This is a genomic window from Bradyrhizobium sp. USDA 3364 (genome assembly GCF_054056355.1).
Genome location: NZ_JBSRYG010000002.1, coordinates 4,065,614 through 4,089,741 on the forward strand (window position 1 = coordinate 4,065,614; position 24,128 = coordinate 4,089,741).

Below are 24,128 nucleotides of genomic sequence, written 5' to 3' on the forward strand. Positions count from 1 at the left end.
GTTCCGGGTTTGTCGCGAGGGAAAACCGCTCCGCACTTTGCGCTAACGCGGCCCTCCGGGTCCGGATCATGCGCTAGATGCCCAAAATCCTCCGTGCGTTGGCCTTCAATACTTTCGGGCGGATCTCCTCGCGGATGTCGAGTTTCGCAAAATCGGCGAGCCAGCGGTCCGGCGTAATGACCGGCCAGTCGGAGCCGAACAGCATCTTGTCCTGCAAGATCGAGTTGATGTAGCGCACCAGGATCGGCGGGAAATATTTCGGCGACCAGCCGGACAGGTCGATATAGACGTTTGGCTTGTGGGTCGCGACCGACAGCGCCTCTTCCTGCCAGGGGAAGGAGGGATGCGCGAGGATGATCTTGAGGTCGGGGAAGTCGGCCGCGACGTCGTCCATGTACATCGGGTTGGAATATTTCAGCCGCATCCCCATGCCGCCCGGCATGCCCGAGCCGACGCCGGTCTGGCCGGTGTGGAACAGTGCGATCGCGCCGCCGTCATTGATCGCTTCATAGAGCGGATAGGCCATGCGGTCGTTGGCGTAGAAGCCCTGCATGGTCGGATGGAATTTGAAGCCGCGGACGCCGTACTCCTCGATCAGCTTGCGCGCCTCGCGGACGCCGAGCTTGCCCTTGTGGGGGTCGATTGAGACGAACGGGATCAGCACGTCGAGATGATCGGAGGCGACCTCGAGCATTTCGAGATTGTTGTAGCGGCGGAAGCCGGTCTCGCGCTCGGCATCGACCGGGAAGATCACCGCGGCGATGTTCTTCGAACGGTAGTAGGCCGCGGTCTCCGGCACGGTCGGCGGATGCTTGTGCGGCGACTTGAAGTAGTCGGCCATCTGCGCCTGGAAGTCGTCATAGCCGTCGTCGCCATGCATGCCGCACGGCTCCTCGGCATGGGTGTGGATGTCGATCGCTGTGACCTTTTCGATGTCGGGCAGTTTGAGCTTGGGCATTCGGCTTCCCCGGCGGTCTGTTTGTTGGTGATGGAAAATAATTATATGATATAACGATTTTCGCAAGCGATCTGAGGCCGATGGGGCGGGATCGCGGTCGGATCTCGGCTCGGCCGCGAAGTTCGCAAGGGGGGCCCGAGTCCGGTGCGGCAAAACACGATTCGCCGGCCTGTGCAGCCGCCGTCAGGGCGCGGCGGCTGCACAGGCCCACGCGCGGATCATCAGGACGGACGCCGTTTCCGAAGCGATCTCAATGGCGTGGCGGATTGGCGCGCGCAGGTTCCACGGCAGGATGGGCCTGAAAATCGGCCCGCATCGGTTGACATTTAACGGTCCGATGGCTTAGAAACCGGCCGTCCCGGGCGGCAGGCCGCTTGTCGGGATAAATCCCATTTCGCCAACTATTGGCTTCGCCAGTTATTGGCATTGATCAGGTACGGCCTCCAACACGGGCCTTTCGAAGTAACAGGATTGTCCCATGAAGGTCCGTAACTCGCTGAAGTCGCTGCGCGGCCGCCATCGCAACAACCGTCTGGTCCGCCGCAAGGGCCGCGTCTATGTGATCAACAAGGTCCAGCGCCGCTTCAAGGCGCGCCAGGGCTGATCTGAAAAGATTGATCCGAGAAGGCTGCCGTCCTGAGCGGATCGCCGGTTGATTCCGACGTATCCTTCACAGGTCTTTGACGCCGCGCTGCTTTGCAGTGCGGCTTTGTGCGTCTAGACTTCGGTGATGGGATTAAATCTCCTAGGTCCTGCCAACCGTCGGCTGGCGATCGTGATCGCCGCGCTGCTGGCCATGCCTGTCGCGGCCGCCGCGCAGGACGATCCGCGGGTGGTGCCGCCGCCCAGGGCTCAGAAGAAGCTTCCGGAAGCGCCGACCAAGCTGCCGAAGGTTCCGGCCGACCGCACCCGCGGGCTGGATTTCCTGTTCGGCGCGCTGAAGGCCGCGCCCGATGAGGACAGCGCCCGGCACGTCGAGGCGCGGATCTGGGCGCTGTGGCTGCAAACCCCAAGCGATACCGCGGCGCTGCTGATGGTACGCGCCAAGGCCGCGCTCGACGCCCAGAATGTCGATATCGCGCTGAAGCTGCTGGACGCCGTAATCAAGCTGCGGCCCGACTATGTCGAGGCCTGGAACCGGCGCGCGACGATCTACTACCTCAAGAACGACTATGTCCGTTCGCTGTCCGATCTGCAGCAGGTGCTGACCCGCGAGCCCCGCCATTTCGGCGCGCTGGCGGGCGTCGGCATGATCATGCAGGACATGGGCGACGACAAGCGTGCGCTCGACGCCTTCCGCAAGGCGCTGGCTGTCGATCCCTACCTCGAGAAGGTGCCGCAGATCGTCAAGCAGCTGACCGAGAAGGTCGAAGGCCGCGACATCTGATTGCGTGCGATGGATCTCGATCGCGGACGGATGGGCGCGTGGCTCGCGAATTGAGATGTGCTCGCGATACGGTCCGGCGAAGGGACTAGTGTAGGAACTTGCCGCGGGACGCGCTGTCCTGGGCTACGGCAGCGTAGAATTGCTGAAGCTCCGCCTCCAGGTGCTCGTTCACCAGCAAGAGTGCCTTCAGGGCACCGCGCAGGTCGCCATTGCAACTCGCCACGATCTGGTCGATGGCCGCATCGCTAGGGTCGGAAATCATGGTACTCCTCCGATTACTTCCCGTTGAACTCGTCGTGCGGACGCCGGTTCCTGTGGATTTGGTGTACAAGCCAGAGAGCGCGTCCCGGTTTCGATGTAGCCTCGCGTCTGATGGCAAAATTGCCACCGCCAATCTATGAAATGACTAATGACGCAGGTATGAACCCGCTATCCACAGGCTGGGCGCATTGTGGACAACTGTCGGCCCGGGCGCGAGCCGGAGCGATAATTGGCTTTTTGGACAGCAGTGTGCTCCGGCCGGGACAAATCCGGTACCGGGCGAAACCTGACCGCGGCTTCCTCGTAATTTCCGGGTGCCCAACACCCTTCGGACCCCCTCGATGTTGAGCGCGATCATCGCACTGGCGGTGGCCGGGCTGGCGCTGGCCTTGGCAACCCAAATCGGCGTGACGCTGATCCAGCGCGCCTGTCCGCCACAGGGCCGGATGATCGATGTCGCAGGCGCGCGGCTGCATGTGATCGAGCTCGGCCCCCGCGATGCCGCGGGGCCGCCGGTCGTGATGCTGCATGGCGCGAGCTCCAACCTCTGCGCGATGCAGCCGCTCGGCGTCCAGATCGCCAGGACGCGCCGGGTCATCCTGATCGACCGGCCGGGCCATGGCTGGAGCACGCGCGAGCGTGTCGCGGATTCGACGTCCGCAATCCAGGGCCGGATGATCGCCGACGCGCTGACCAGAATCGGTGTCGACCGCGCAATCGTGGTGGCGCATTCCTGGGCCGGCGCGCTCGGCCTGCGCATGGCGCTGGATCATCCGGACCGCGTCGCGGGCCTCGTGCTGCTCGCGCCCGTCGCCTATCCCTGGCGCGGCGGCGCCGGCCGCTATAATGACGTGATCTCGACGCCGCTGATCGGGCCATTGCTTGCGCACACGATCACGTTGCCGCTGGGTCTCCTCGTCGCCAGTTCGGGCGCGCGCGGCGTGTTCGCGCCGCAGCCGATGCCGGCTGATTTCGTCCGCGACAGCGCGACGCTGCTGTTGCTGCGGCCGCGCGAGTTCATCGCCAACGCGCGCGACCTCGTGACGCTGAAGGCTGCCGTTATCGAACAGGCACCGCGCTATACGGAGATCAAGGCACAGGTCACAATCATTTCGGGCGATGCGGACAAGACGGTCTCGACCGGCATTCACTCGCGTCCGCTGGCCGCTACGGCGCCGAACGCAAAGCTCATCGTGCTGCCGGGCATGGGCCACATGGTGCAGTACGCCGCGACCGATCTCGTGGCGTCCGAGATCGAGGCGATGGCCGGCCGGATGACGCGGCACATGGTCTCGGCGCAATAGCCGCCGCGTGTTCGCCGCGCGAATGTGATCCGGCAAGGCTTGCGCCGCCGCATCGCGCCGAACATCATGTCGTCGCGCGGTTTCCCGGTTACATCGAAGGACACGTCTCATGCGGATCGACAACATCGCCGACCTCATCGCTGAAACCCTTGCCCAGGCCGGTGTGAAGCGCATCTATGGTGTCGTCGGCGACAGCCTCAACGGCCTGACCGAGGCCTTGCGCAAGCGCGGGACGATCGACTGGCTGCATGTGCGCCACGAGGAGGTGGCGGCCTTCGCCGCCGCCGCCGAATCCCAGATCACGGGCGACCTCGCAGTGTGCGCGGGCTCCTGCGGCCCGGGCAATCTCCATCTCATCAACGGCCTGTTCGACGCGCATCGCAGCCGCACCCCCGTGCTGGCGCTGGCGGCGCAGATCCCGTCGGCCGAGATCGGCGGCGGCTATTTCCAGGAGACCCATCCGCAGGACCTGTTCCGCGAATGCAGCCATTATTGCGAACTGGTGTCGGATCCGGCGCAGCTGCCCTACATGCTGGAGAACGCGATCCGCGCCGCGGTCGGCAAGCGTGGCGTCGCGGTGCTGGTGCTGCCCGGCGACGTCGCGATGCGGCCGGCGCCGAAGCGCGACATCGCGCCGAATGCCGGCCTGCTGCCGCCGGTGCCGGTGGTGCGTCCGGCCGACACCGAACTGAATGCGTTGGCCGCGCTGCTCAATGGCGCCAGTCGCGTCACGCTGTTCTGCGGCCGCGGCTGTGCCGGCGCGCATGACGGCCTGATCAAGCTTGCCGAGACGCTGAAGAGCCCGATCGTGCATGCGCTCGGCGGCAAGGAATATGTCGAATACGACAATCCCTATGACGTCGGCATGACCGGCTTCATCGGCTTCTCCTCCGGCTATGCCGCGATGCACGGCTGCGACGTGCTGCTGATGCTGGGCACCGACTTTCCCTACAAGCAGTTCTTCCCGACCGGCATCAAGATCGCCCAGGTCGATATCCGCCCGGAAAATCTCGGCCGCCGCTGCAAGCTCGATCTCGGCATCGTCGGCGACGTCGGCGAGACCATCGCGGCGCTGTTGCCGAAGCTGGCGGTGAAGACCGAGCGCAAATTCCTCGACGCCAGCCTCGCGCATTACAAGGACGCCCGCGCCGGGCTCGACGATCTCGCCCGCGGCAAGCCAGGCCAGAAGCCGATCCATCCGCAATACCTGGCGCGGCTGTTGAGCGAGCAGGCGAGCGAGGACGCGGTGTTCACCGCCGATGTCGGCACGCCGACGATCTGGGCCGCGCGCTATCTGAAAATGAACGGCCGCCGCCGGCTGGTCGGCTCCTGGGTGCATGGTTCGATGGCCAACGCGATGGCGCATGCGATCGGCGCGCAGGCGGCGCAGCCCGCCCGGCAGGTGGTGTCGATGTCCGGCGACGGCGGCTTTGCGATGCTGATGGGCGATCTGATCACGCTGACCCAGGCCAAGCTGCCGGTGAAGGTCGTGATCTTCAACAACAGCGTGCTCGGCTTCGTGGCGCTGGAGATGAAGGCCGCCGGCTTCATCGAGACCGGGGTCGATCTGAAGAATCCCGATTTCGCGGCGATGGCTCGCGCGATGGGCATTCACGGCGTCAGGGTGGAGGATCCCGGCGAGCTCGAGGGCGCGATCCGCGACGTCTTCGCGCATGACGGCCCGGCCGTGCTCGACGTCGTGACGGCGACGCAGGAATTGTCGATGCCGCCGACCATTACGCTGGAGCAGGTCAAGGGCTTCAGCCTGTGGGTGCTGCGCGCCGTGATGAGCGGCCGCGGCGACGAGGTGGTCGATCTCGCCAAGACCAATCTCTTGCCGCGCTGAACGCGGCCGAGCCCGGCTCCTCATGGTGAGGAGGCGCGTCAGCGCCGTCTCGAACCATGAGGCCCGGTCTGTGGCCTACATCCTTCGAGACGCCCGCTTTCGCGGGCTCCTCAGGATGAGGGGCGAGCAAGGCGGGCGCTGATCATTGCCCGCCCCGTTCGCGAGCTACTGCTTCTGCTTGCCGTCCTTGTCGAAGGACGAAATGTAGGCCCAGACGTTCTGGGCTTCGGTCTCGTTCTTGATGCCGGCGAAGGCCATCTTGGTGCCGGGGATCTTGGCTTTCGGATCCTTGATGTATGCGAGGAACTGATCCTTGTTCCAGGTGATGCCGGAATTCTTGTTGGCGTCGGAATAGTTGTAGTCCGGCGCAGTGCCGGAGTGGCGGCCGTCGAGGCCGTTGAGCTCGGGGCCGACCTTGTTCTTGGCGCCTTCGCCGATTGCGTGGCAGGCGAGGCATTTGTTGAACGAGGTCTTGCCGGCGGCGGCATCCTGCGCCAGCGCGGAGGATGCGGTGGCCAGCGATGTGACGACCGCCAGCGCGCTCAAGGTCTTTAGGTTCATGGGGTTCTCTTCGTTTCGTCCCGGGGGTAGTGAAGCGTTTGTGGCATGTCCGGCTTGGACAGGACAAGCCACGAAACTTTGACAGGTTTCATGACGGCCCGCTTGTCCCAGAGAGAACTAGGCCTTGCGGGTGAGGGCAATCCGACCTTCGGCCGGCTGACTGAAACAAGGCGACTGAAACAGGTGCAGACGTGATTGATTTGTCGTAACAAATCGGCGAGGGGCGACAGCCGTCCCAAGGGAACACCAATGTCCATCATGATGCCGGCGGCCGATCAGGCCGTCCTTGCCCGCCGCGCCGAGATCACGGCAGCCCTGCGCGCAATCGTCCCGGGCGAGGGTGTGATCGACAGCGCCGCCGAGATGCTGACCTATGAATCCGACGGCCTGACCGCCTATCGGCAGCCGCCGATGGTCGTGGTGCTGCCCGATACCACCGAGCAGGTCTCGAAGGTCCTCAAATACTGCCAGCAGCAGGGCATCAAGGTGGTGCCGCGCGGCTCCGGCACCTCGCTGTCCGGCGGCGCGCTACCGCTGGCCGACGCCGTGCTGCTGGGCTTGGGCAAGTTCAAGCGGATTCGCGAGATTGACTTCGACAACCGCGTCGTTGTCACCGAGCCCGGCGTCACCAACCTCGCGATCAGCCAGGCGGTGGCTCATGCCGGCTTCTATTACGCGCCCGATCCGTCGTCGCAGATCGCCTGCTCGATCGGCGGCAACGTCGCGGAAAATTCCGGCGGCGTGCACTGCCTGAAATACGGCATGACCACCAACAACGTGCTGGGCTGCGAGATCGTGCTGATGAGTGGCGAGATCCTGCGCATCGGCGGCAAGGGGTGCGAGAATGCCGGCTACGATCTGATGGGCATCATCACCGGCTCCGAGGGGCTGCTCGGCGTCATCACCGAGATCACGGTGCGCATCCTGCAGAAGCCGGAGACGGCGCGCGCGCTGATGGTCGGCTTCGCCGAGGTCGAGGCGGCCGGCGAATGCGTGGCGCGGATCATCGGCGCGGGCATCATCCCCGGCGGCATGGAGATGATGGACAAGCCCGCGATCCACGCCGCGGAAGCTTTCGTCCATGCCGGCTATCCGCTCGATGTCGAGGCGCTTTTGATCATCGAGCTCGACGGCCCACAGATCGAGGTCGACGAGCTGATCTCTCGGGTCGAGACCATTGCCAAGGGTTGCGGTTCGGTGACGCTGCAGATCTCCAACTCGGAGGCCGAACGCAATTTGTTCTGGGCCGGCCGCAAGGCGGCATTCCCTGCGGTCGGGCGCATCTCGCCGGACTATCTTTGCATGGACGGCACCATCCCGCGCGGCGCCTTGCCGAAGGCGCTGGCGCGGATCCGCGACCTCTCGGAGAAATACGGCCTCGGCGTCGCCAACGTGTTTCACGCCGGCGACGGCAATCTGCATCCCTTGATCCTCTACGATGCCAACAAGCCGGGCGAGATCGAGAAGGCCGAGGCGTTCGGCGCCGACATCCTGCGCTGCTGCGTCGAGCTCGGCGGCGTGCTCACCGGCGAGCACGGGGTCGGCATCGAGAAGCGCGACCTGATGCCGGAGATGTTCACCGAGATCGACCTCAACCAGCAGCAGCGGCTGAAATGCGCCTTCGATGCGCAGGGCCTGCTCAACCCCGGCAAGGTGTTTCCGACGCTGCATCGCTGCGCCGAGCTCGGCCGCGTCCATGTCCACGCCGGCAAGCTGGCCTTCCCGGATATCCCGCGGTTCTAGATCGTAATGCGTTTCCACGGAAACGCATCACGATCTCATCTCTTTGTTTGAGCATGATCTTTTCGGAAAACCGGTTTCCACTTTTCCGGATCACGCTCTAGTACCGTCGCAGCAGGCCGACTGCCGCGCCGCTGTCGCCATATTCGGCACAGGCCCCTTCCGGGTCTTCGATCAACTCGGCCCTGACTCGCTTGAACGTCTTCCCTGCCGCTTCGGACACCTCGGGGCGGAATTTGTCCGGATCGTAGTCATTGCCGTCGTGGGCCTTGATGGCGGCGTCAAAGGCGTTGATCATCGCCATCGCGGCATCGGGGCTGCCGAGAAGCCGGGCGCCGAGTTGAACGCCGCCGGTGCCATCGGGCTCATAGCCGGTGCATCGTTGTTCGAGCACCGCGGCTGCGGTGACGAGCTGCTCGAGGAACGTCGCCTCGGTGTCGGTGAGCATGGCGGCACGCGCCTCTCCCGCCACGATGATCGAGAGCAGCGCGATGGCGGTCAGTTTGATGCTCATTGCGGCGGTTCTCCCTACGGCGGTCGAGCCGCGACCAAAATCACCGGGTGCCGATCGGTACATTTCGACGGATCGCGCTCACCAGCCGATAACCTTAACCGATGCTTGCCGCGATGGCCGTGACACGCCATCAGAGCCGTCGCGCGCCGCCGCAATTTGCAACGGGCACCGTTTACACCGCCTTCAACTGTTCCCCGGTATTTTCAGGAGATGCAGGTCTTCGCCAACACATCGATGCCGAGCCTTGCCGATCAGCTGGCGCTGTCGCGCAATCGGCCCGCAGGTTTCGACTACATGCGGATCGTGCTCGCGGTATCGATCATCTGCCTGCACAGCCTGAACGTGACGCTCGGGCTCGGCCGGGCGCTGGAAATCTCGAGCACGCTGCGCATCGGCGTCGCGATGATCCTCGCGCTGTTCTTTGCGTTGAGCGGCTTCCTGGTGACGGCAAGCCTCTTGAGATGCAAGAGCCTGATTTCCTTTCTCGGCCTGCGCGTGCTTCGGATCGGGCCCGCGCTCGCGGTCGAGACCACGCTGTCGGCGATCATCATCGGCTCGATCTTCACCGAACTGCCGCTGGCGCAATATTTCGCCGACCCGAACTTCCACGCCTATTTCCTCAATATCGTCGGCGACATCCATTACGAGCTGCCGGGCGTCTTCCTGCACAACCCGATGCCCAAGCTGGTAAATGCCCAGCTCTGGACGGTGCCGTACGAATTGTGGTGCTACGTCATCCTGGCGCTGCTCGCCGCAACCGCGATTGCCTTCAACAGGGTGGCGTATCTTGTGTTCATGGTGGTCGCCCAGATCGCGCTGCTGAGCTACGACCTCTACCGCTGGGACGAGGTGCCGATCCAGCTTCGCCCGCACCTTCTGGTGTTCTGCTTCCTTGCCGGCGTCGGCTTCTATCTCTGGCGCGACAAGGTGCCGTTCAACCGCACCATTTGCCTGCTGGCGCTGGTGTTGTGCGCGGCCTGCATGGCCACCGGACGCGGCGACGCGCTGGCGCCGGTGCCGGCCGCCTATGTCGCGTGCTATCTCGGCCTGCTCAATCCGCGGCGCACTTGGATCGTGTCGTCGGGCGATTACTCCTATGGGCTCTATCTCTACGGCTTCGTGATCCAGCAGTGCGTGGCGACGTTCGGCACATCGGTTCAGCACTGGTATCTGAATATCCTGATCAGCCTGCCGATTGCGTTCGGCGTCGCCGTCGGGTCCTGGCATCTGGTCGAGAAACATGCGCTGCGGCTCAGAGATGCCGTCGAGCGGTCGGAAGCAGCGATGCTCTCCAGGCTTTCGATCCTCGGATTCGGACGCCGGGCCGAGCAGGCCGAACGAGAGGCCGTCGTCCAGCCGGGGCCGATCAATCCAGTTCGACCGATCGTCCTTTCCGGTCGATAACCATTGCTTGCTGCGAATTCGGGGACGCGTCGCCTATATCGCGTCTGCTTAGACATGCACGCTATGCGTTCATGCCTTGTTAGTTCGTTGCTGGATAGTTTCCGATGAAACAGTTGTCCCGGAAGCGCAATGCAACCCTTGTTTAGCCTGGCCGATCAGTTGGCTCTTTCGCGCTATCGGCCCGCAGGCTTCGACTATCTGCGGCTCGCGCTGGCGGCCACCATCATCTGCCTGCACAGTGCGAACGTCACCTTTGGGATCGACCGGGCGATGGAGATCCTGGACCATATCCGCATCGGGGCCGCAATGGTCCTTGCGCTCTTCTTCGCCTTGAGCGGGTTTCTGGTGACGGCGAGTTTGCTGAGGTGCAAGAGCCTGATTTCATTTCTCGGCCTGCGCGTGCTTCGCATTGTGCCCGCGCTTGCGGTCGAGACGACACTCTCGGCCATCATCATCGGCCCGATCTTCACTGCGCTTCCCCTCGCGCAGTATTTCGCGGACCCGCAATTTTATGCCTATTTTCACAATATCGTCGGCGACATCCACTATCAGCTTCCGGGCGTCTTTCTGCACAATCCGGTACCCTTTGCGGTGAATGCGCAGCTTTGGACGGTCCCGTATGAGCTGTGGTGCTATGTGATCCTGGCGCTGCTCGCCGTGGCCACGATCTGCTTCAACAGGGTGCTGTATCTGGCATTTCTGGTGTTCGCCCAGATCGGTTTCGCCTGGCACGATATCTACCATTCGGACGTGCAGTATCTTCACCTTCGTCCGCCGCTGCTCGTGTTCTGCTTCCTCGCAGGTGTCGGCTTCTATCTCTGGCGCGACAAGGTCCCGTTCAACCGCACCGCGTTCCTGCTCGCACTGACGCTTTGCGCGGCCGGGATGACCACGGGATACACCGATGCGTTCATTGTTGGACCCGTCGCGTATGTCGCGTGCTATCTGGGGCTCATGAATCCGCGGCGCGACTGGATCGTGTCATCCGGCGACTACTCGTACGGGATGTATCTCTACGGGGTCGTCGTTCAGCAGTCCGTTGCGGCGTTGGGCCCCCCGGTACAGCATTGGTATCTGAACATCCTGATCAGCCTGCCGATTGCCTTCGGCGTCGCGTTCGCGTCCTGGCATCTCGTCGAGAAACACGCGCTTCGGCTCAGGGCGCCGCTCGAACAGATCGAGGCGGCGGTGCTCTCTCGGATTTCGATCGCAGCCTTCTGGCGCAAATCGCCCGAGCGGATCGAGCTGGGTGCGCCGCTCGGCAGCCGTGCGTCGGTCTGATATTGCACCGGACGGGAGGACCTGCATCACAAGCCCCGCGGCGCCACAGGTCACAGCAGCGTGTATTGCGTCCGCTCGCGCTTGGCGAGCAGCGGCAGTGCCTGCTCCGCGATGTAGGTCTTGAAGTAGGCGCTCTCCCCATGGGCCTTGAACGCCGCTTCGTCCTGGAACAATTCGTAGAACAGGAATTGCGCCGGATTGTCCTTTCCTCGGCCGATCAGGAATAGCTTGGTGCCGGGGTCCTTCTGCGCCTCGGGCAGGAAGCTGTCGAGAATGGCAGCGACTTTGTCGCCCTGTCCCTCCTTCGCTTCCCATTGCGCCACGACCAAGAGGCCGGCGGTGTTGATTGCATCGCTGATGGTCCGTGTGCTCATCGCATAGTGCTTCATTGGTAGTCCTCCGTTGCTTTGCTCCGATCGAGCCTGCGATCCGCCCCAGGGCGAGACGCCGGCGATCGTCATGATCGCCGCGAACGAGCCGATCGCCGATCGTCGGGTCAGCATCATTGTCGTGGTGGTAATGTCCGAACGTGTCATGATCGCCTCCAGATGATTTGCGCCAACCGTCCTGCCGGCCGAACCGGCAGGGCGAGGGATAGCGGATCGTTCGGCGAACTCGGTTAGGCGACAGTCGAAATGTCGATGTCGTGAAAATGGTTCGATCGTGGCCGAAGTGTTGCGTCTCAGCCTTTGGTAGGGTCGTGGCTGCCCGGCGCAACATTCGAGGGCGATCCGGCAACTGTTCCCGTCACGGCGGGCGGCAAGGCCTCATTGCCGGACGGTTTCGCCGGCGTTGCCACGGTGGGGCGCGTCGCATCGCATTTGATTTCGGAGCGAAATTTCGTTACCGCCTAGCGGGTGGAAACGCTCAAAGTCAGAGACATCAAGGACGTCGAAGAGGTGGTGCGCGCGGCCGTCGCCGGCGAGCAGCCGCTCGAGGTCGTCGGTCACGGATCGAAGCGCGCCATCGGCCATCCGATGGCGACCAATGCGGTGCTCGACGTCTCGGTGCTGAATGCGGTCACCGCCTATGAACCGAACGAGCTGATCATCACCGTGCAGGCCGGTGCGCCGCTTGCCGACGTGCAATCCCTGATCGACGCCAAGAACCAGCAATTCGCCTTCGAGCCGATCGACACGTCGGTGCTGCTCGGCAGCGCCGGCGCCGGCACGATCGGCGGCATGATCGGCGCCGGCCTCGCCGGTCCCCGCCGCATCAAGGCAGGCGGCGCCCGCGATCACCTGCTCGGGGCGCACGCTGTGTCCGGGTTCGGCGACAGCTTCAAGACCGGCGGACGGGTGGTGAAGAACGTCACCGGCTACGATCTCTGCAAGCTGCTTGCCGGATCCTGGGGCACGCTCGCGGTCATGACCGAAGTGACGCTCAAGGTCATGCCGAAGCCGGAAGCCGAGCGGACGCTGGTGCTGCGCTCCCTCGACGACGTCACCGCCAACAGGGCGATGACAGCGGCGCTGGGCTCGCCCTTCGACGTCTCCGGCGCGGCGCATCTGCCTGGCTCAGTGCTGCGGTCCGGAACCGGCGCGCTCGGCAGCCTCGCAGCCGCCGGCCAGCCGGTCACGCTGGTGCGGCTCGAGGGGATTACGGCGTCGGCGGCGCACCGGGCGGCGTCGCTGAGCCAGACACTCTCGTCCTTTGGAGCGGTCGACGTCCTCGCTGACGACGCCTCGGTTGCCATCTGGAGCGCGCTGCGCGACGTGGTGCCGTTCGCGGCAAACGGCGCGCTCGGGGCGTGGCCGGTATGGCGCATCGTCTGCCCGCCGGCCTCAGGCGGTGCGCTGGGCGAGGCACTGTCGCGCGCCACCGGCGGCGACGTGATCTACGACTGGGGCGGCGGGCTGATCTGGGCCGCGGTGCCGCCCAATGCCGACGCGCAGGCGACGCTGATCCGCGGCCACGTCGAGGCGATTGGCGGACACGCCACCCTGATCCGCGCCACCGAGGATGTGCGCCGCGCGGTCGATGTGTTCCAGCCGCAGCCGGCCGGGCTTGCCGCGCTCGGCGAACGGGTCCGGGCGAGCTTCGATCCGAGGTCGGTCCTCAACCGCGGCCGGATGACCAAGGCATGATCCGGAAAAGTGCGAAGCGGTTTTCCGAAAAGATCATGCCCAAACAAGGAGCTGAAGCGCGATGACGATTCTACCTCATCTCATCGCGCTTTAGAGGCGGGGTGCATGAAGACCGAGTTCAGCCTGGCGCAGCTCGCCGATCCCGACATCAAGGAAGCCGACAAGATCCTGCGCGCCTGCGTGCATTGCGGCTTCTGCACCGCGACCTGCCCGACCTATGTGCTGCTCGGCGACGAGCTCGATAGCCCGCGCGGCCGCATCTATCTGATCAAGGAGATGCTGGAGAAGGACAAGCCGCCGACGGCGGACGTGGTCAAGCATATCGACCGCTGCCTGTCGTGCCTTGCCTGCATGACCACCTGTCCGTCGGGCGTGAACTACATGCACCTCGTCGACCAGGCCCGGGTCCGGATCGAACGGGATTACCAGCGGCCGCCGACCGAGCGGCTGCTGCGGTCGGTGCTCGCCCTCGTGCTGCCGCGGCCGGGCCTGTTCCGGATCAGCATGATCCTGGCCGGGCTCGCCCGTCCGTTCGCGGCGCTGCTGCCGACGCCGTCGGTTGGTGCGTCGAGCCCCGGCCTGCTGCGGCGGATCAAGGCGATGCTGGCGCTCGCGCCGCGCGGCCTGCCGCCGGCTGGACCGGCGGCGGGAACCGTGTTTGCGCCGGTCGGCCGGCGCCGTGGCCGGGTCGCGCTGCTGCAGGGCTGCGCCCAGCAGGTGCTGGCGCCACGCATCAATCAGGCCGCCATCAATGTGCTGACCCGGCACGGCGTCGAGGTCGTGCTGGTCAGGGACGAGCAATGCTGCGGCGCGTTGACCCATCACATGGGACAGGACGCCGACGCACTGGCGCGCGCACGGGCCAACATCACGGTGTGGCAAAGGGAAGCGGACCAGAACGGGCTGGACGCCATTCTGGTGACGACCTCGGGCTGTGGGACAGTTGTCAAAGACTACGGCTACCTGCTGCGCGAGGACAAAACATTCGCGGAGCCGGCCAAGCGAATCTCGGCGCTGGCAAAGGATATCACCGAGTATCTCTCAGCTCTCGAGCTCGCGCCTTCAACGCAGAAAGGCGACGTCACCATCGCCTATCACTCGGCTTGTTCGTTGCAGCATGGACAGAAAATCACTCAACTTCCGAAAGAATTGCTTTCCAAGAATGGATTCGTGGTGAAAGATGTGCCTGAGAGCCATTTGTGTTGCGGTTCGGCGGGGACCTACAACATTCTCCAGCCCGACATTGCGAGCAGATTGCGCGATCGCAAGGTCGCCAATATTGCGCTTGTCAAACCGGACATGATCGCTGCGGGCAATATTGGCTGCATGGTTCAGATTGCCGGCGGTACGTCAGTTCCTGTGGTGCACACGATTGAGCTTCTCGATTGGGCGACAGGAGGTCCCCGGCCAGGATTGAATTGATCGACTGCCACTCGAGCATGATCCGGACCTCAGCCTTGCTCTGACGCAACCTGTCTGACGCAATGCGAAGGACCGGCGCTTCCTTGCCACAGACGCGAAGCGATCGCGCGGCCATCATGCCCGACAAGCGAAGTGGAGGGTGCCTCTCCCAGAGATGCAGCCAACGTTCGGCAAGCGATCACTTCAATACGCCCGGCGGACTCACATAGCGGCAACAGGAGGACCACGATGGCGAAGTCGAAGAAGGCGAAGAAAAGCAAGAAGGCCAAAAAGGCCAAGAAGGTGGTAGCGGCCAAGAAGAAGTCTGCGAAGAAGTCCGCGAAGAAGTCGGCCAAGAAGGCTGCGAAGAAGTCAGCAAAGAAATCGGCGAAGAAGTCGGCCAAGAAAGCCGCGAAGAAAACTGCAAAGAAGGCTGCTCCAAAGAAGGCCGCGCCCAAGAAAGCCGCGAAGAAGGCCGCCAGGAAGAGCGCGCCGAAGAAGGCCGCCGCGCCGAAGCCGGCTGCCCCGGTCGCAGCACCTCCGGCGCCCGAGCCTGCGCCGCAGCCTGCGCCGAGCTGGGCCACGCCGAGCCATGAGCCGGCGCCGAGCTGGGGCACCTCAGACGGCGAGCACCACTAACCGAACCTGCATCCGACCTGGACGGGTTCGCCTGATCGAAGCCGCAGCGGATGCCGCTGCGGCTTTTTCCGTATCGGCGGACAGCCCGTGGTTTTGCGGGCACGGCGATTCGCGTCGGCGCTTTCGCATCCGGCCGGCTGTTGCTCGACGCCACGTCAGGTGCCCGGCTCAACCGCTACGGGAGTGTCAGTCTTGTGGTGCAAATGCAACACCCGCAGACCAACATGCGGCGCAATGCCTAGAACGCCTAAAAAGGCGGCACCTGCATGACTTTTTGGCTTCACGGTACCGTGCACGCAATTCAAATTGATCCCACTCGATTTAGTTGCAGTCCGTTAGCGCGCGCCCTGGGGGCCACCGGAGCTGGGCTGTCTGGAAAAGTAGATGGGGATCGTCATGAAGAAACTGGCTTTGTTAGCAACGGCGCTAGCAATGATTTCGAGCTCGGCAATGGCAGCTGACATGGCGGTGAAGGCCGTCAAGGCGCCGCCACCGGCTCCGTTCGATCCTTGGGACATCGCCTTCGGCGCGGGCATCATGAGCGACTACATCTTCCGCGGCGTCACCCAGTCCAACCACAATCCGTCGGTCACCGCCTATTTCGAGCCGCGCTACAACGTCAGCAAGGACCTGCAGCTCTACGTCGGCACCTCGACCGAGAGCATCTCCTTCGCCAACCGCGCCGCGGCGGAAGTCGACGTTTACGGCGGTATCCGCCCGACCTTCGGAGCCTTCGCCTTCGACATCGGCGTCTGGGGTTACCTGTATCCGGGTGGAACCTGCTATTACGGCGGCGGTGCCGTGGCCGACTTCGCCGGCAATCCGCTGAGCGCCGATTGCCAGGCCAACACCCTGACCAATCTTGCTGTGATGAAGAAGGACGTCAGCTTCTTCGAAGTCTATGGCAAGGCGACCTGGACCATCAACGACAACTGGGCGTTCACCATCAACGAGTACTACTCGCCGAACTTCCTCAACACCGGCGCCTGGGGCAACTACTCCTCGATCATCGGCAAGTACACCGCGCCCAGCGCCGTGTTCGGTTCGAGCGGCGTCGGCATGTACGTGTCAGGCGAGTTCGGCCGGCAGTGGCTCGGCACCTCGGACAGCTTCTACGGCGTCCCGGCGTTCCCGAACGGCATCAAGTATGCCGACTACAACACCTGGAACATCGGCATCGGCTTCACCTACAAGGTGTTCACGCTCGACCTGCGCTACTCCGACACGGATATGTCGAAGGGCGATTGCAGTGCCTTCACCAGCGACTTCACCGCCGGTGGAACCACTGCTGTCACCCCGATCAACCCGGGTGGCACGAGCTCCAACTGGTGCGGCGCGGCCGGTATCGCCAAGCTCTCGGTCGACCTGACCGCGATGTCCAATCTGAAGTAATCTCCTCTTCCGAGGATAAAGGGGCGGCAGAGCAATCTGCCGCCCCTTTTGTTTTTGGCGGTCTCGTCGAACGCCGGCCGCCGTCGGCTCCCCTTTGCTGTTTTCGATATTCTGATCGTGCGCCCGCTTGCGGCGGCCAGCCGGCAGGAGGGTCGGCGCCGCAACCCTCCGAACCGAAGCCGCGAGGGCGGCCTATGACGAGACCGGCACCCTGGCGTCGCGCAGGGTGAAGTGGTCGCCGTCGCGGACCAGCGCGACATTGCGCTGATGGAAGGCCTCGAGCGTCGAGCGGTGGCCGATCGAAACCACCGTGGTATCGGGGAGTTTTTCGCCGATCAGCCTGTACAGCGCGGCTTCCGACGGTTCGTCGAGCGAGGCCGTCGCCTCGTCCAGGAACAGGAATTGCGGCGCGTGCAACAGCGCCCGGGCGATGCCGAGCCGCTGCTGCTCGCCGAGCGACAGCATCCGGTTCCAGTGCGCCTCTTCCTCGAGCCGCGCCGCGAGTTGCGGCAGCCCGACCGCGGTGAGGACATCGCGGACCCGCTTTGCGTCGAATTTCGCGGCCTCGCCCGGATAGACCACGGCGTCATGCAGCGACCCGATCGGCAGATAGGGGCGTTGCGGCAGCATCATCAGCCTGGCGTTGGCGGGGATCTCGACCGCGCCGCTGCCGAACGGCCAGATGCCGGCCACGGCGCGGAACAGCGTCGACTTGCCGGCGCCGGAGGGCCCGGTCACCAGCGTCCGCTCGCCGGGACGGAAGCTGAAATGCTCGGCCGCGACCAACGGCGTCCCGTTCGGCAGCTTGACGAGGAGCTGCGGCAGGGCGATCTCGCCGCCGGCCGCCGGCCTTTCGTGAATCGCAGCGGGATCGACCGCCAGCTTCTCGGCGGCGGCGATCGAGTTCTCGAAGCCGTCGAGACGGGCGATCACGGCGCGCCATTCCGCCATGGTGCGGTAGGCCGTGACGAAGAAGGAGAGCGCGTCCTGCACTTTGCCGAAGGCCTCGGCGATCTGGATCAACGCGCCGAGCTGCACCGTCTTGCTGACGAAATAGGCCGGGCCCGCCAGCGCGAAGGGAAACACCACCGATGCCTGCGCATAGCTTCCCGTGAAGGCGGTCAGCCGCTTGGTCCGGCTCATGATGCCGTACCAGTTGCCGATCACGCGGCCGAACCGCTCCGACAGCCGTTCGCGCTCCGCGCCCTCGCCCTTGAGCAGCGCGATCTGTTCCGAGTTCTCGCGTACGCGCATCAGGTTGAAACGGAAATCCGCTTCCAGCCGCTGCTGGTCGAAGTTGAGATTGACCAGCGGCGAGCCGATCCACTGCGTCAGCGCCGTTCCGAGGATGGCATAGACGATCGCGCCCCAGACCAGATAACCCGGAATGGAAAAGTCGACGCCGAACAGCAGCAGCGGCAGAACTTTCGACAAGCCCCACAGGATCACCACGAAGGAGGCGAGCGAGACGACCGAGTTCAACAGCCCGATGCCGATCGCCAGCGTCTGGCCAACGAACAGCTTGACGTCGTCGGTGATACGCTGGTCGGGGTTGTCGGCGGCATCGCCGACGAGTTGCATGCGGTAGTGATTGGCGCCGCGAACCCAGTCGCGGAGATACTTGCCGGTCATCCAGTTCCGCCAGCGGATCTGCAGCCACTGGTTCAGGTAGAGCTGATAGATTCCAAGCACCACCGACGCCGCCGCCAGCAGGCAGAACACCAGCATCTCGCGCTTGAAAGTGTCCCAATCCTTGTCCTGGAGCGCGGTGTAGAAGCGGTTGCGCCATTGGTTGAGCAACACGTCAAGTCCGACGGACACCAGCTCCATCGCGATGAGCGTGCCAAGCAGAGTGCGGCCTGCCCATTTGTCCTCGGAGCTGAAATAGGGCGAGGCGATGCGCCACACGGCCGCGAGCGTCGAGCGAATGTTGTTCACAGATTATCGTCTCCGGGGAAGGGGCCGCAAAGGCCTGAAGAATCGGGACAATCGGAGTGGGCCTCGACTAAAGTCGTAAGCCTGGCATGCAAGCGTTGGCTTGTCCCGGCGATCGAGTCAACCCTAGCATGGCGACAATTGCGAGGGGCGGGGGGCCTTCGATTTTTCGCGAGGATGTGAGCGATCCTTACCGATCGTTCATTCGCGAGCCGGGGCTGCAACCATTCCGACGGACTCCCGCAATCGCACCAGTCGCGCCTGCCCGCATCGAGGCCGGCGCACTGCATAAAAATAGGGGGAGGACCCGAGATGAACACCTGGAATCAAATCTACAATCCGCTGGGCAATGCGGGGCTGTCGACGGTCGCGGCCGCCATACCCGTGGTCACGCTGCTGGTCCTGATCGCCAGCGGCAAGGTGAAGGCGCATATCGCCGCCATCATCGCCGTGATCGTGACCAACCTGATCACGATCTTCATCTTCACGATGCCGGCCGGCATGTCGATCCGCGCCACGCTGCTCGGCGTCATCACCGGCTTCTTCCCGATCGGCTGGATCGTGCTCAACGTCATCTTCCTCTACCAGGTCACGGTGAGGTGCGGGAAGTTCGAGCTGTTGAAGCGCGCGGTCGGCGGCGTCACCGAGGACCGCCGCCTGCAGCTGCTGCTGATCGCATTCTCGTTCGGCGCCTTCTTCGAGGGCGCCTCGGGCTTCGGCACACCGGTCGCCATCACCGGTGCGGTGCTGATCGGGCTCGGCTTCTCGCCGCTCGCGGCCTCCGGCCTGTCGCTGATCGCCAACACCGCCCCGGTCGCCTTCGGCGCGCTGGGCACGCCGATCCAGGGCCTCGCCTCGGTCACTGGGCTCGATCCCTACATCCTCGGCGCCATGGTCGGCCGGCAGCTGCCGCTGTTCTCGCTGATCGTGCCGTTCTGGGTGGTGTGGGCGTTCGCTGGCTGGCGCGGCATGAAGGAGGTGTGGCCGGCGATCCTGGTCACCGGCGTGTCGTTCGCGGTCCCGCAATTCGTGATCTCGAACTACATCAACCCCTGGATCGTCGACATCGGCGCCTCGCTGATCTCGATGGGCGCGCTGATCCTGTTCCTGAAGGTCTGGCAGCCGCGGCAGCTCTGGCTGTCGCCGGCGCTGCGCGGCCGCGATGAATCGGCCGCGACGATGGCGGCCGCGCCGCCGCTCGACAAGACGCCGCTGACCCAGGGCGAGTTGTGGAGCGCACTCTTGCCGTGGATCATCGTCTGCATCCTGATGCTGATCTGGGGCAACGGCGCCTTCAAGACCTGGGCGAACGCCAACTTCGTCTGGAACTACCCGGTGCCCGAGCTCGACAAGCTGATCTTCAAGGTGCCGCCGGTGGCCGCCAAGCCGACGCCGGAAGGCGCCGTGTTCGGCTTCACCTATCTGTCGTTCACCGGCACCGGCATGCTGATCGCCGCGATCATCTCGGGTCTGTTGATGGGCTTCTCGCCGCTCAAGCTGATCGCCGAATATGGCCGCACCATCCGCATCTGCGCGATCTCGCTGATCACGATCTCGGCGATGCTCGCGATCGGCACGCTGACCCGGCTGTCCGGCGTCGACGCCACGCTCGGTCTCGCCTTCGCGGCGACCGGCGTGCTGTATCCCTTCTTCGGCACCTTGCTCGGCTGGCTCGGCGTCGCGCTGACCGGATCGGATACCGCATCGAACGTGCTGTTCGGCAATCTGCAGAAGATCACCTCCGAGCAGCTCGGCCTGTCGCCGATCCTGATGGCGGCGGCGAACTCCTCGGGCGGCGTGATGGGCAAAATGATCGACGCGCAATCGATCGTGGTCGCCTCGACCGCGACCAACTGGTACGGCCACGAGGGCTCGATCCTGCGCTACGTGTTCCTGCACTCGATCGTGCTGGCGTGCTTGGTCGGTCTGTTCGTGACCCTGCAGGCCTATGTGTATCCGTTCACGGAGCTGGTGTTGAAATAACGAGGCGAGGCGTCGCCCAGACGAAGATCCCCGCGGGTGAGAGCCCGCGGGGATCTTACTTTTCAAGCGCTTTTTCTCGCGCGGCCAAGCTGGCCAATCGCGGCCTCGTCCCATAGAAGGGCGGCATCGCAATTGCCGGGCAATTTTTTGGGAATGGCATGATCTCGATGAAGCGGATTCTGAACGACGGCATGGCCGCGTTGGCGTTCCTTGCCGCGGCTCTCGGCGCGGTTCCGGCCAGGGCCCAGGAAGAATTCCCGTTCGGCTTCGTGATGACGCTCGATGCCGCGCGCATGCCGGGCTCCAAGCGGATTCCCTCGATCGAGGTCGGCGACAATGGCGAGGTGATCCTCGAACTGTGGTGCGATGGCGGCAAGGGCCAGTTCTCGGTCGCCGGCAATACCATCGTCTTCGTTCCCGGCGCGATGGAGAACCGCACCTGCACGCCGGAGCGGGCGCAGGCCGACAAGGATCTGCTCGCCACGCTCGGCGACATGACGAGCTGGCGGCGGCACGGCGATGAGGTGACCTTCACCGGAAGCAAGTCGCTGCGTTTCGTGATCAACAGCAACTAATCTCTACGCGCCGCTCAGGGCGTCGCGATCAATCCGCTCGCGGTGGCGACGATCCAGCGATTGCCCCAGCGCACGATGGAATCGACCCGTCCGAGGCCAGGGACGACGTCGCCGCGCGCGGCCATCTTGACGCCCTCCGGCCCCTCGAGCACGGCGGTGCCGTCGCGGACTTCGACGACCGACCATCCGGGAATGGTGCTCGGGCGCGTCTCCGGCGCCGTGGCCAGCGGCTGCTTCGGACCGAGTGCGGCGGCTTGCGCACTCAGGGTCGTCGGCGCGGCGCCCAGTGTGAGCGGGCGCGAGCTGGCGGGGGTCGTCTTCGGAATGCTGCCGGTGACTGATGGATCCGCGTTGGACGCGGTCCGGCGCGGGCTCTCGCTTCTGCCCTCGCTCTTGCGGCTCGGCGGCGCCTCGGCAATGTGCGGGGCCGGCGCTTCCTTCTGGGCCACCGGGACCCGGACGGGAGTTGCGAAGTCGTGCCAGTTGGCGCCGCCGGCCCATCCCAGCACGAAGCTTGCGGCGAGTGCGGTGGCGGCGAGCAGCGCGGTGCCGATGCGATCGGCGAATGGCTCGCGCAGCAGCATGGCGGCGTCGTGGTTTTCGCCGGTGACGTCCCAGAGGTCCGCCGTCTGCGCCGGCGAATGGCCCTCCGTCACATCTGATGGCCAGATGTTCGCAGCACTGATCGGCTCGCGGTCTTGCATGGCGTGACCTGTGTTCGATGGCGCGAAGCATGATCCTCGAAACTAAATCGAGCCTTAATTTTCGGTGACCGAACTGCGGCGGCACGAAGTCTTTTGGTCGCAGGCCCCCGTAAATTGACGGGGCGGTGCAGGCGGAGCGACGCAATCCTTCGAACGGCCATGCCCGGACATCACGCGCGAGAGCGGTCGGCTGCAGCCCAAGCGGTCGTTTCCGGACGTCGTCTCCGCAAAGCGGGTCGTCGCGGCTGCTCGCCACGGCTATAGCGACTGCATGCTCGATTTCGCCGCACAGTACGAAGCCTTTCAGCGCCGCGATCCGTCCTGGGACGGCTTCGTGTTCGTCGCGGTCAAGACCACGGGCGTGTATTGCCGCCCGGTATGCCCCGCGCGCACGCCGCTCGCGTGCAATGTGCGGTTCTATGGCAGCGCGGCGTCGGCCGAGCGCGCCGGCTTCCGGCCCTGCCTGCGCTGCCGTCCCGAGGCGGCGCCGTTCTGCCCGGCATGGAAGGGCACCAGGACCACCGTCGAGCGTGCGCTGGCGCTGATCGAGGCGGGCGCCCTCGACCGCGGTCATGTCGGAGCGCTGGCCGATCGGCTTGGCATCGGCGCGCGGCATCTGTCGCGGTTGTTTGCCGAGCACCTCGATGCCTCGCCGCTGCAGGTCGCGCTGTCGCTGCGCGTACAGCGGGCCAAGCGCATGATCGACGGCAGCGATCTTCCGCTTTGTCTGGTGGCGCAGCGCGCCGGCTTCTCCAGCACAAGGCGCATGAACGCCGCATTCGCAAAGCTCTACGGCCGCTCTCCCATCGCGCTGCGACGGAGGCGGCCGCCAGGCGTCACGATACAATGAACCCGATGGAGATCAGCAATGGCCAAGAGCTACGGCACCGTCAGTGCAGACGAGAGACAGCAGATGAGCGGCCTCGCATTCGTCCAGGGGCTCGCCTCCGGCGCCTTGCCGCTCAATACCATCGCGCGGACGCTCGGTTATGACGTCACTGAAGCCGAGCGCGGCCGCGTCGTCGTCACGCTGGTGCCGACCGATGCGCATCTCAATCCGGCGGGCACCGTGCATGGCGGCCTCACCGCGACGCTGCTCGACAGCTGCATGGGACTTGCGGTGCAGTCGACGCTCGATGCCGGCACCAGCCAGACTACGCTCGAGTTCAAGATCTCGCTCGTACGTCCGATCACGCCCGACACCGGCCCGATCCGCGCCGAGGGCCATATGCTCAATTGCGGCCGCCGCGTCGGTACTGCCGAAGGCAGGGTCACCGACGCGAAGGGACGGCTGCTCGCGCATGGCACGACGACCTGCCTGATCTTTCCGGCTTGACGCGGATTGCCGTGGAAAGTGCCGGCATTGCATCTGGAGATGCGATGCCGGCGTGGCAACATTGGAATGCCTCCAGCGAGCCTGCTGCTTAGAGACCTTCAAGTTCACCACGCCGATCGATTGCGTTAGGCGAACGCGCAGCAAGCGCGTTCGGGAGTTGTGATGCGATCGTCGAGGAAGCCGGGCAATGTAGTCGCGCTCAGCGCGGCCCCTCCGGATATCCCGGCATGTTGTTCCATCCGGCAGGCAGCTCGCCGCCCGGCCGCGCCGCTGCGCCGTCCTGTCCGGGCAGGCGAATGAGGCCGAGCTGAAGCATGGCGGTGATCGCGTCTTCCTGTCCGAGCTCTTCGGCGATCCGACCGTCCTGCACGCGCAGCACGGTGGTGCCGGCGAACGTCATCTTGCGCCCTGAGGCCGCAGGAAGCGAGCCGAGGCGGAAGTCGCTGAACGCGGGCCCGGTGTGGGTGCCGCCGCCCTCCCAGCGGCCGACGACGAGGTCGCCTTCCGCGACGAGATCGCCGACGCCCGAGAAATTGAGGTCCGGAAACGCCTCGCGAAACTCGGTCATGAACTTCATGACCGCGGCGCGGCCTTTCTTCGGTTCATGCATCGGGTAGTGCACGACGATGTCTGCCGTTGCGAGTTCATTGATGATGCGCGGATTCCAGGGATTGCCCCAAAACTCCTTGAACCAGCGGCCGACGACGTTCTTGTTGTCCTCTGACATCTCTTCGTCTCCATGTGCGCGGTGCCGGTATCGCGGCCGGCGTTGTGTCGATGCGCGCAGTGAACATTTGGAGGCGTGTGTCGAGCCACCCGA

At 64.6% G+C, this 24,128-nt stretch carries 24 protein-coding genes; 16 read left to right on the forward strand and 8 right to left on the reverse strand.

Annotated features, from left to right (window positions below; genetic code table 11):
* Positions 1-73: 73 nt before the first annotated feature.
* Positions 74-958, reverse strand: coding sequence for an amidohydrolase family protein (locus ACVILL_RS19185; RefSeq protein WP_456730488.1), 885 nt, complete (start codon positions 956-958; stop codon positions 74-76).
* A gap of 478 nt (positions 959-1,436) precedes the next feature.
* Here ACVILL_RS19185 and ykgO point away from each other — a divergent pair, with 478 nt between their 5' ends.
* Positions 1,437-1,562 (forward strand): type B 50S ribosomal protein L36, encoded by a 126-nt coding sequence (gene ykgO / locus ACVILL_RS19190; RefSeq protein WP_002718645.1) that lies wholly within the window; start codon positions 1,437-1,439, stop codon positions 1,560-1,562.
* A gap of 126 nt (positions 1,563-1,688) precedes the next feature.
* On the forward strand, positions 1,689-2,345 hold the full coding sequence (locus ACVILL_RS19195; RefSeq protein WP_456730489.1) for a tetratricopeptide repeat protein: 657 nt from the start codon (positions 1,689-1,691) through the stop codon (positions 2,343-2,345).
* 85 nt (positions 2,346-2,430) lie between these two features.
* On the opposite strand, the gene ACVILL_RS19200 is transcribed toward ACVILL_RS19195, so the two are convergent.
* A complete protein-coding gene (locus tag ACVILL_RS19200; protein ID WP_167351865.1) occupies positions 2,431-2,607 on the reverse strand; it encodes a hypothetical protein in 177 nt (58 codons plus the stop codon).
* 340 nt (positions 2,608-2,947) lie between these two features.
* Between ACVILL_RS19200 and ACVILL_RS19205 the strand changes: the two genes are divergently transcribed.
* Positions 2,948-3,910, forward strand: coding sequence for an alpha/beta fold hydrolase (locus tag ACVILL_RS19205; RefSeq protein WP_456730490.1), 963 nt, complete (start codon positions 2,948-2,950; stop codon positions 3,908-3,910).
* Between the two features lie 109 nt (positions 3,911-4,019).
* Entirely contained in the window at positions 4,020-5,756 is a 1,737-nt protein-coding gene (gene poxB, locus ACVILL_RS19210) for a ubiquinone-dependent pyruvate dehydrogenase (RefSeq protein WP_456730491.1), read from the forward strand.
* A gap of 165 nt (positions 5,757-5,921) precedes the next feature.
* Here poxB and cycA read toward each other — a convergent pair whose 3' ends face one another.
* Positions 5,922-6,317, reverse strand: a complete 396-nt coding sequence (gene cycA / locus ACVILL_RS19215; protein ID WP_456730492.1) for a cytochrome c-550 CycA — start codon at positions 6,315-6,317, stop codon at positions 5,922-5,924.
* A 249-nt stretch (positions 6,318-6,566) separates the two neighbouring features.
* Between cycA and ACVILL_RS19220 the strand changes: the two genes are divergently transcribed.
* A complete protein-coding gene (locus ACVILL_RS19220) occupies positions 6,567-8,060 on the forward strand; it encodes an FAD-linked oxidase C-terminal domain-containing protein (protein WP_456730493.1) in 1,494 nt (497 codons plus the stop codon).
* Between the two features lie 97 nt (positions 8,061-8,157).
* Here ACVILL_RS19220 and ACVILL_RS19225 read toward each other — a convergent pair whose 3' ends face one another.
* Positions 8,158-8,571, reverse strand: coding sequence for a hypothetical protein (locus tag ACVILL_RS19225; RefSeq protein WP_456734298.1), 414 nt, complete (start codon positions 8,569-8,571; stop codon positions 8,158-8,160).
* A 210-nt stretch (positions 8,572-8,781) separates the two neighbouring features.
* On the opposite strand from ACVILL_RS19225, the gene ACVILL_RS19230 reads away from it, so the two are divergent.
* Entirely contained in the window at positions 8,782-9,975 is a 1,194-nt protein-coding gene (locus tag ACVILL_RS19230) for an acyltransferase family protein (RefSeq protein ID WP_456730494.1), read from the forward strand.
* Between the two features lie 129 nt (positions 9,976-10,104).
* Complete coding sequence (locus ACVILL_RS19235) at positions 10,105-11,256, forward strand: acyltransferase family protein (RefSeq protein WP_456730495.1); 1,152 nt, start codon at positions 10,105-10,107, stop codon at positions 11,254-11,256.
* A gap of 50 nt (positions 11,257-11,306) precedes the next feature.
* Here ACVILL_RS19235 and ACVILL_RS19240 read toward each other — a convergent pair whose 3' ends face one another.
* Complete coding sequence (locus ACVILL_RS19240) at positions 11,307-11,792, reverse strand: putative quinol monooxygenase (RefSeq protein ID WP_456730496.1); 486 nt, start codon at positions 11,790-11,792, stop codon at positions 11,307-11,309.
* A 321-nt stretch (positions 11,793-12,113) separates the two neighbouring features.
* Between ACVILL_RS19240 and ACVILL_RS19245 the strand changes: the two genes are divergently transcribed.
* The 5 genes from ACVILL_RS19245 to ACVILL_RS19265 all read left to right on the forward strand — a co-directional run bounded on the left by ACVILL_RS19245 (position 12,114) and on the right by ACVILL_RS19265 (position 16,775).
* Positions 12,114-13,343, forward strand: a complete 1,230-nt coding sequence (locus ACVILL_RS19245; RefSeq protein WP_456730497.1) for an FAD-binding protein — start codon at positions 12,114-12,116, stop codon at positions 13,341-13,343.
* Between the two features lie 105 nt (positions 13,344-13,448).
* On the forward strand, positions 13,449-14,765 hold the full coding sequence (gene glcF, locus ACVILL_RS19250; RefSeq protein ID WP_456730498.1) for a glycolate oxidase subunit GlcF: 1,317 nt from the start codon (positions 13,449-13,451) through the stop codon (positions 14,763-14,765).
* Between the two features lie 228 nt (positions 14,766-14,993).
* Positions 14,994-15,383: a histone gene (locus tag ACVILL_RS19255; RefSeq protein ID WP_456730499.1), complete on the forward strand. Its 390-nt coding sequence runs from the start codon at positions 14,994-14,996 to the stop codon at positions 15,381-15,383.
* Positions 15,384-15,433: 50 nt separating this feature from the next.
* Positions 15,434-15,625 (forward strand): hypothetical protein, encoded by a 192-nt coding sequence (locus tag ACVILL_RS19260; protein WP_456730500.1) that lies wholly within the window; start codon positions 15,434-15,436, stop codon positions 15,623-15,625.
* A 154-nt stretch (positions 15,626-15,779) separates the two neighbouring features.
* Positions 15,780-16,775, forward strand: coding sequence for a TorF family putative porin (locus tag ACVILL_RS19265; RefSeq protein ID WP_456730501.1), 996 nt, complete (start codon positions 15,780-15,782; stop codon positions 16,773-16,775).
* Positions 16,776-16,967: 192 nt separating this feature from the next.
* Here ACVILL_RS19265 and ACVILL_RS19270 read toward each other — a convergent pair whose 3' ends face one another.
* On the reverse strand, positions 16,968-18,713 hold the full coding sequence (locus tag ACVILL_RS19270) for an ABC transporter ATP-binding protein/permease (protein WP_456730502.1): 1,746 nt from the start codon (positions 18,711-18,713) through the stop codon (positions 16,968-16,970).
* A gap of 309 nt (positions 18,714-19,022) precedes the next feature.
* Here ACVILL_RS19270 and ACVILL_RS19275 point away from each other — a divergent pair, with 309 nt between their 5' ends.
* Both ACVILL_RS19275 and ACVILL_RS19280 read left to right on the forward strand, forming a co-directional pair.
* Positions 19,023-20,693, forward strand: a complete 1,671-nt coding sequence (locus ACVILL_RS19275) for an L-lactate permease (RefSeq protein ID WP_456730503.1) — start codon at positions 19,023-19,025, stop codon at positions 20,691-20,693.
* Between the two features lie 167 nt (positions 20,694-20,860).
* Positions 20,861-21,268 carry an META domain-containing protein gene (locus tag ACVILL_RS19280; protein ID WP_456730504.1) on the forward strand — a complete coding sequence of 136 codons (408 nt, stop codon included), beginning with the start codon at positions 20,861-20,863 and terminating at the stop codon, positions 21,266-21,268.
* Between the two features lie 14 nt (positions 21,269-21,282).
* On the opposite strand, the gene ACVILL_RS19285 is transcribed toward ACVILL_RS19280, so the two are convergent.
* Positions 21,283-21,972, reverse strand: coding sequence for a hypothetical protein (locus tag ACVILL_RS19285; protein WP_456730505.1), 690 nt, complete (start codon positions 21,970-21,972; stop codon positions 21,283-21,285).
* A gap of 271 nt (positions 21,973-22,243) precedes the next feature.
* Here ACVILL_RS19285 and ACVILL_RS19290 point away from each other — a divergent pair, with 271 nt between their 5' ends.
* Both ACVILL_RS19290 and ACVILL_RS19295 read left to right on the forward strand, forming a co-directional pair.
* The gene (locus ACVILL_RS19290; RefSeq protein ID WP_456730506.1) at positions 22,244-22,822 is read left to right on the forward strand and encodes a bifunctional transcriptional activator/DNA repair enzyme AdaA; all 579 of its coding nucleotides are present in this window, start codon (positions 22,244-22,246) and stop codon (positions 22,820-22,822) included.
* Positions 22,823-22,840: 18 nt separating this feature from the next.
* Entirely contained in the window at positions 22,841-23,308 is a 468-nt protein-coding gene (locus ACVILL_RS19295) for a PaaI family thioesterase (RefSeq protein WP_456730507.1), read from the forward strand.
* Between the two features lie 199 nt (positions 23,309-23,507).
* Here ACVILL_RS19295 and ACVILL_RS19300 read toward each other — a convergent pair whose 3' ends face one another.
* Positions 23,508-24,035: an ester cyclase gene (locus ACVILL_RS19300; protein WP_456730508.1), complete on the reverse strand. Its 528-nt coding sequence runs from the start codon at positions 24,033-24,035 to the stop codon at positions 23,508-23,510.
* Positions 24,036-24,128: the final 93 nt, after the last annotated feature.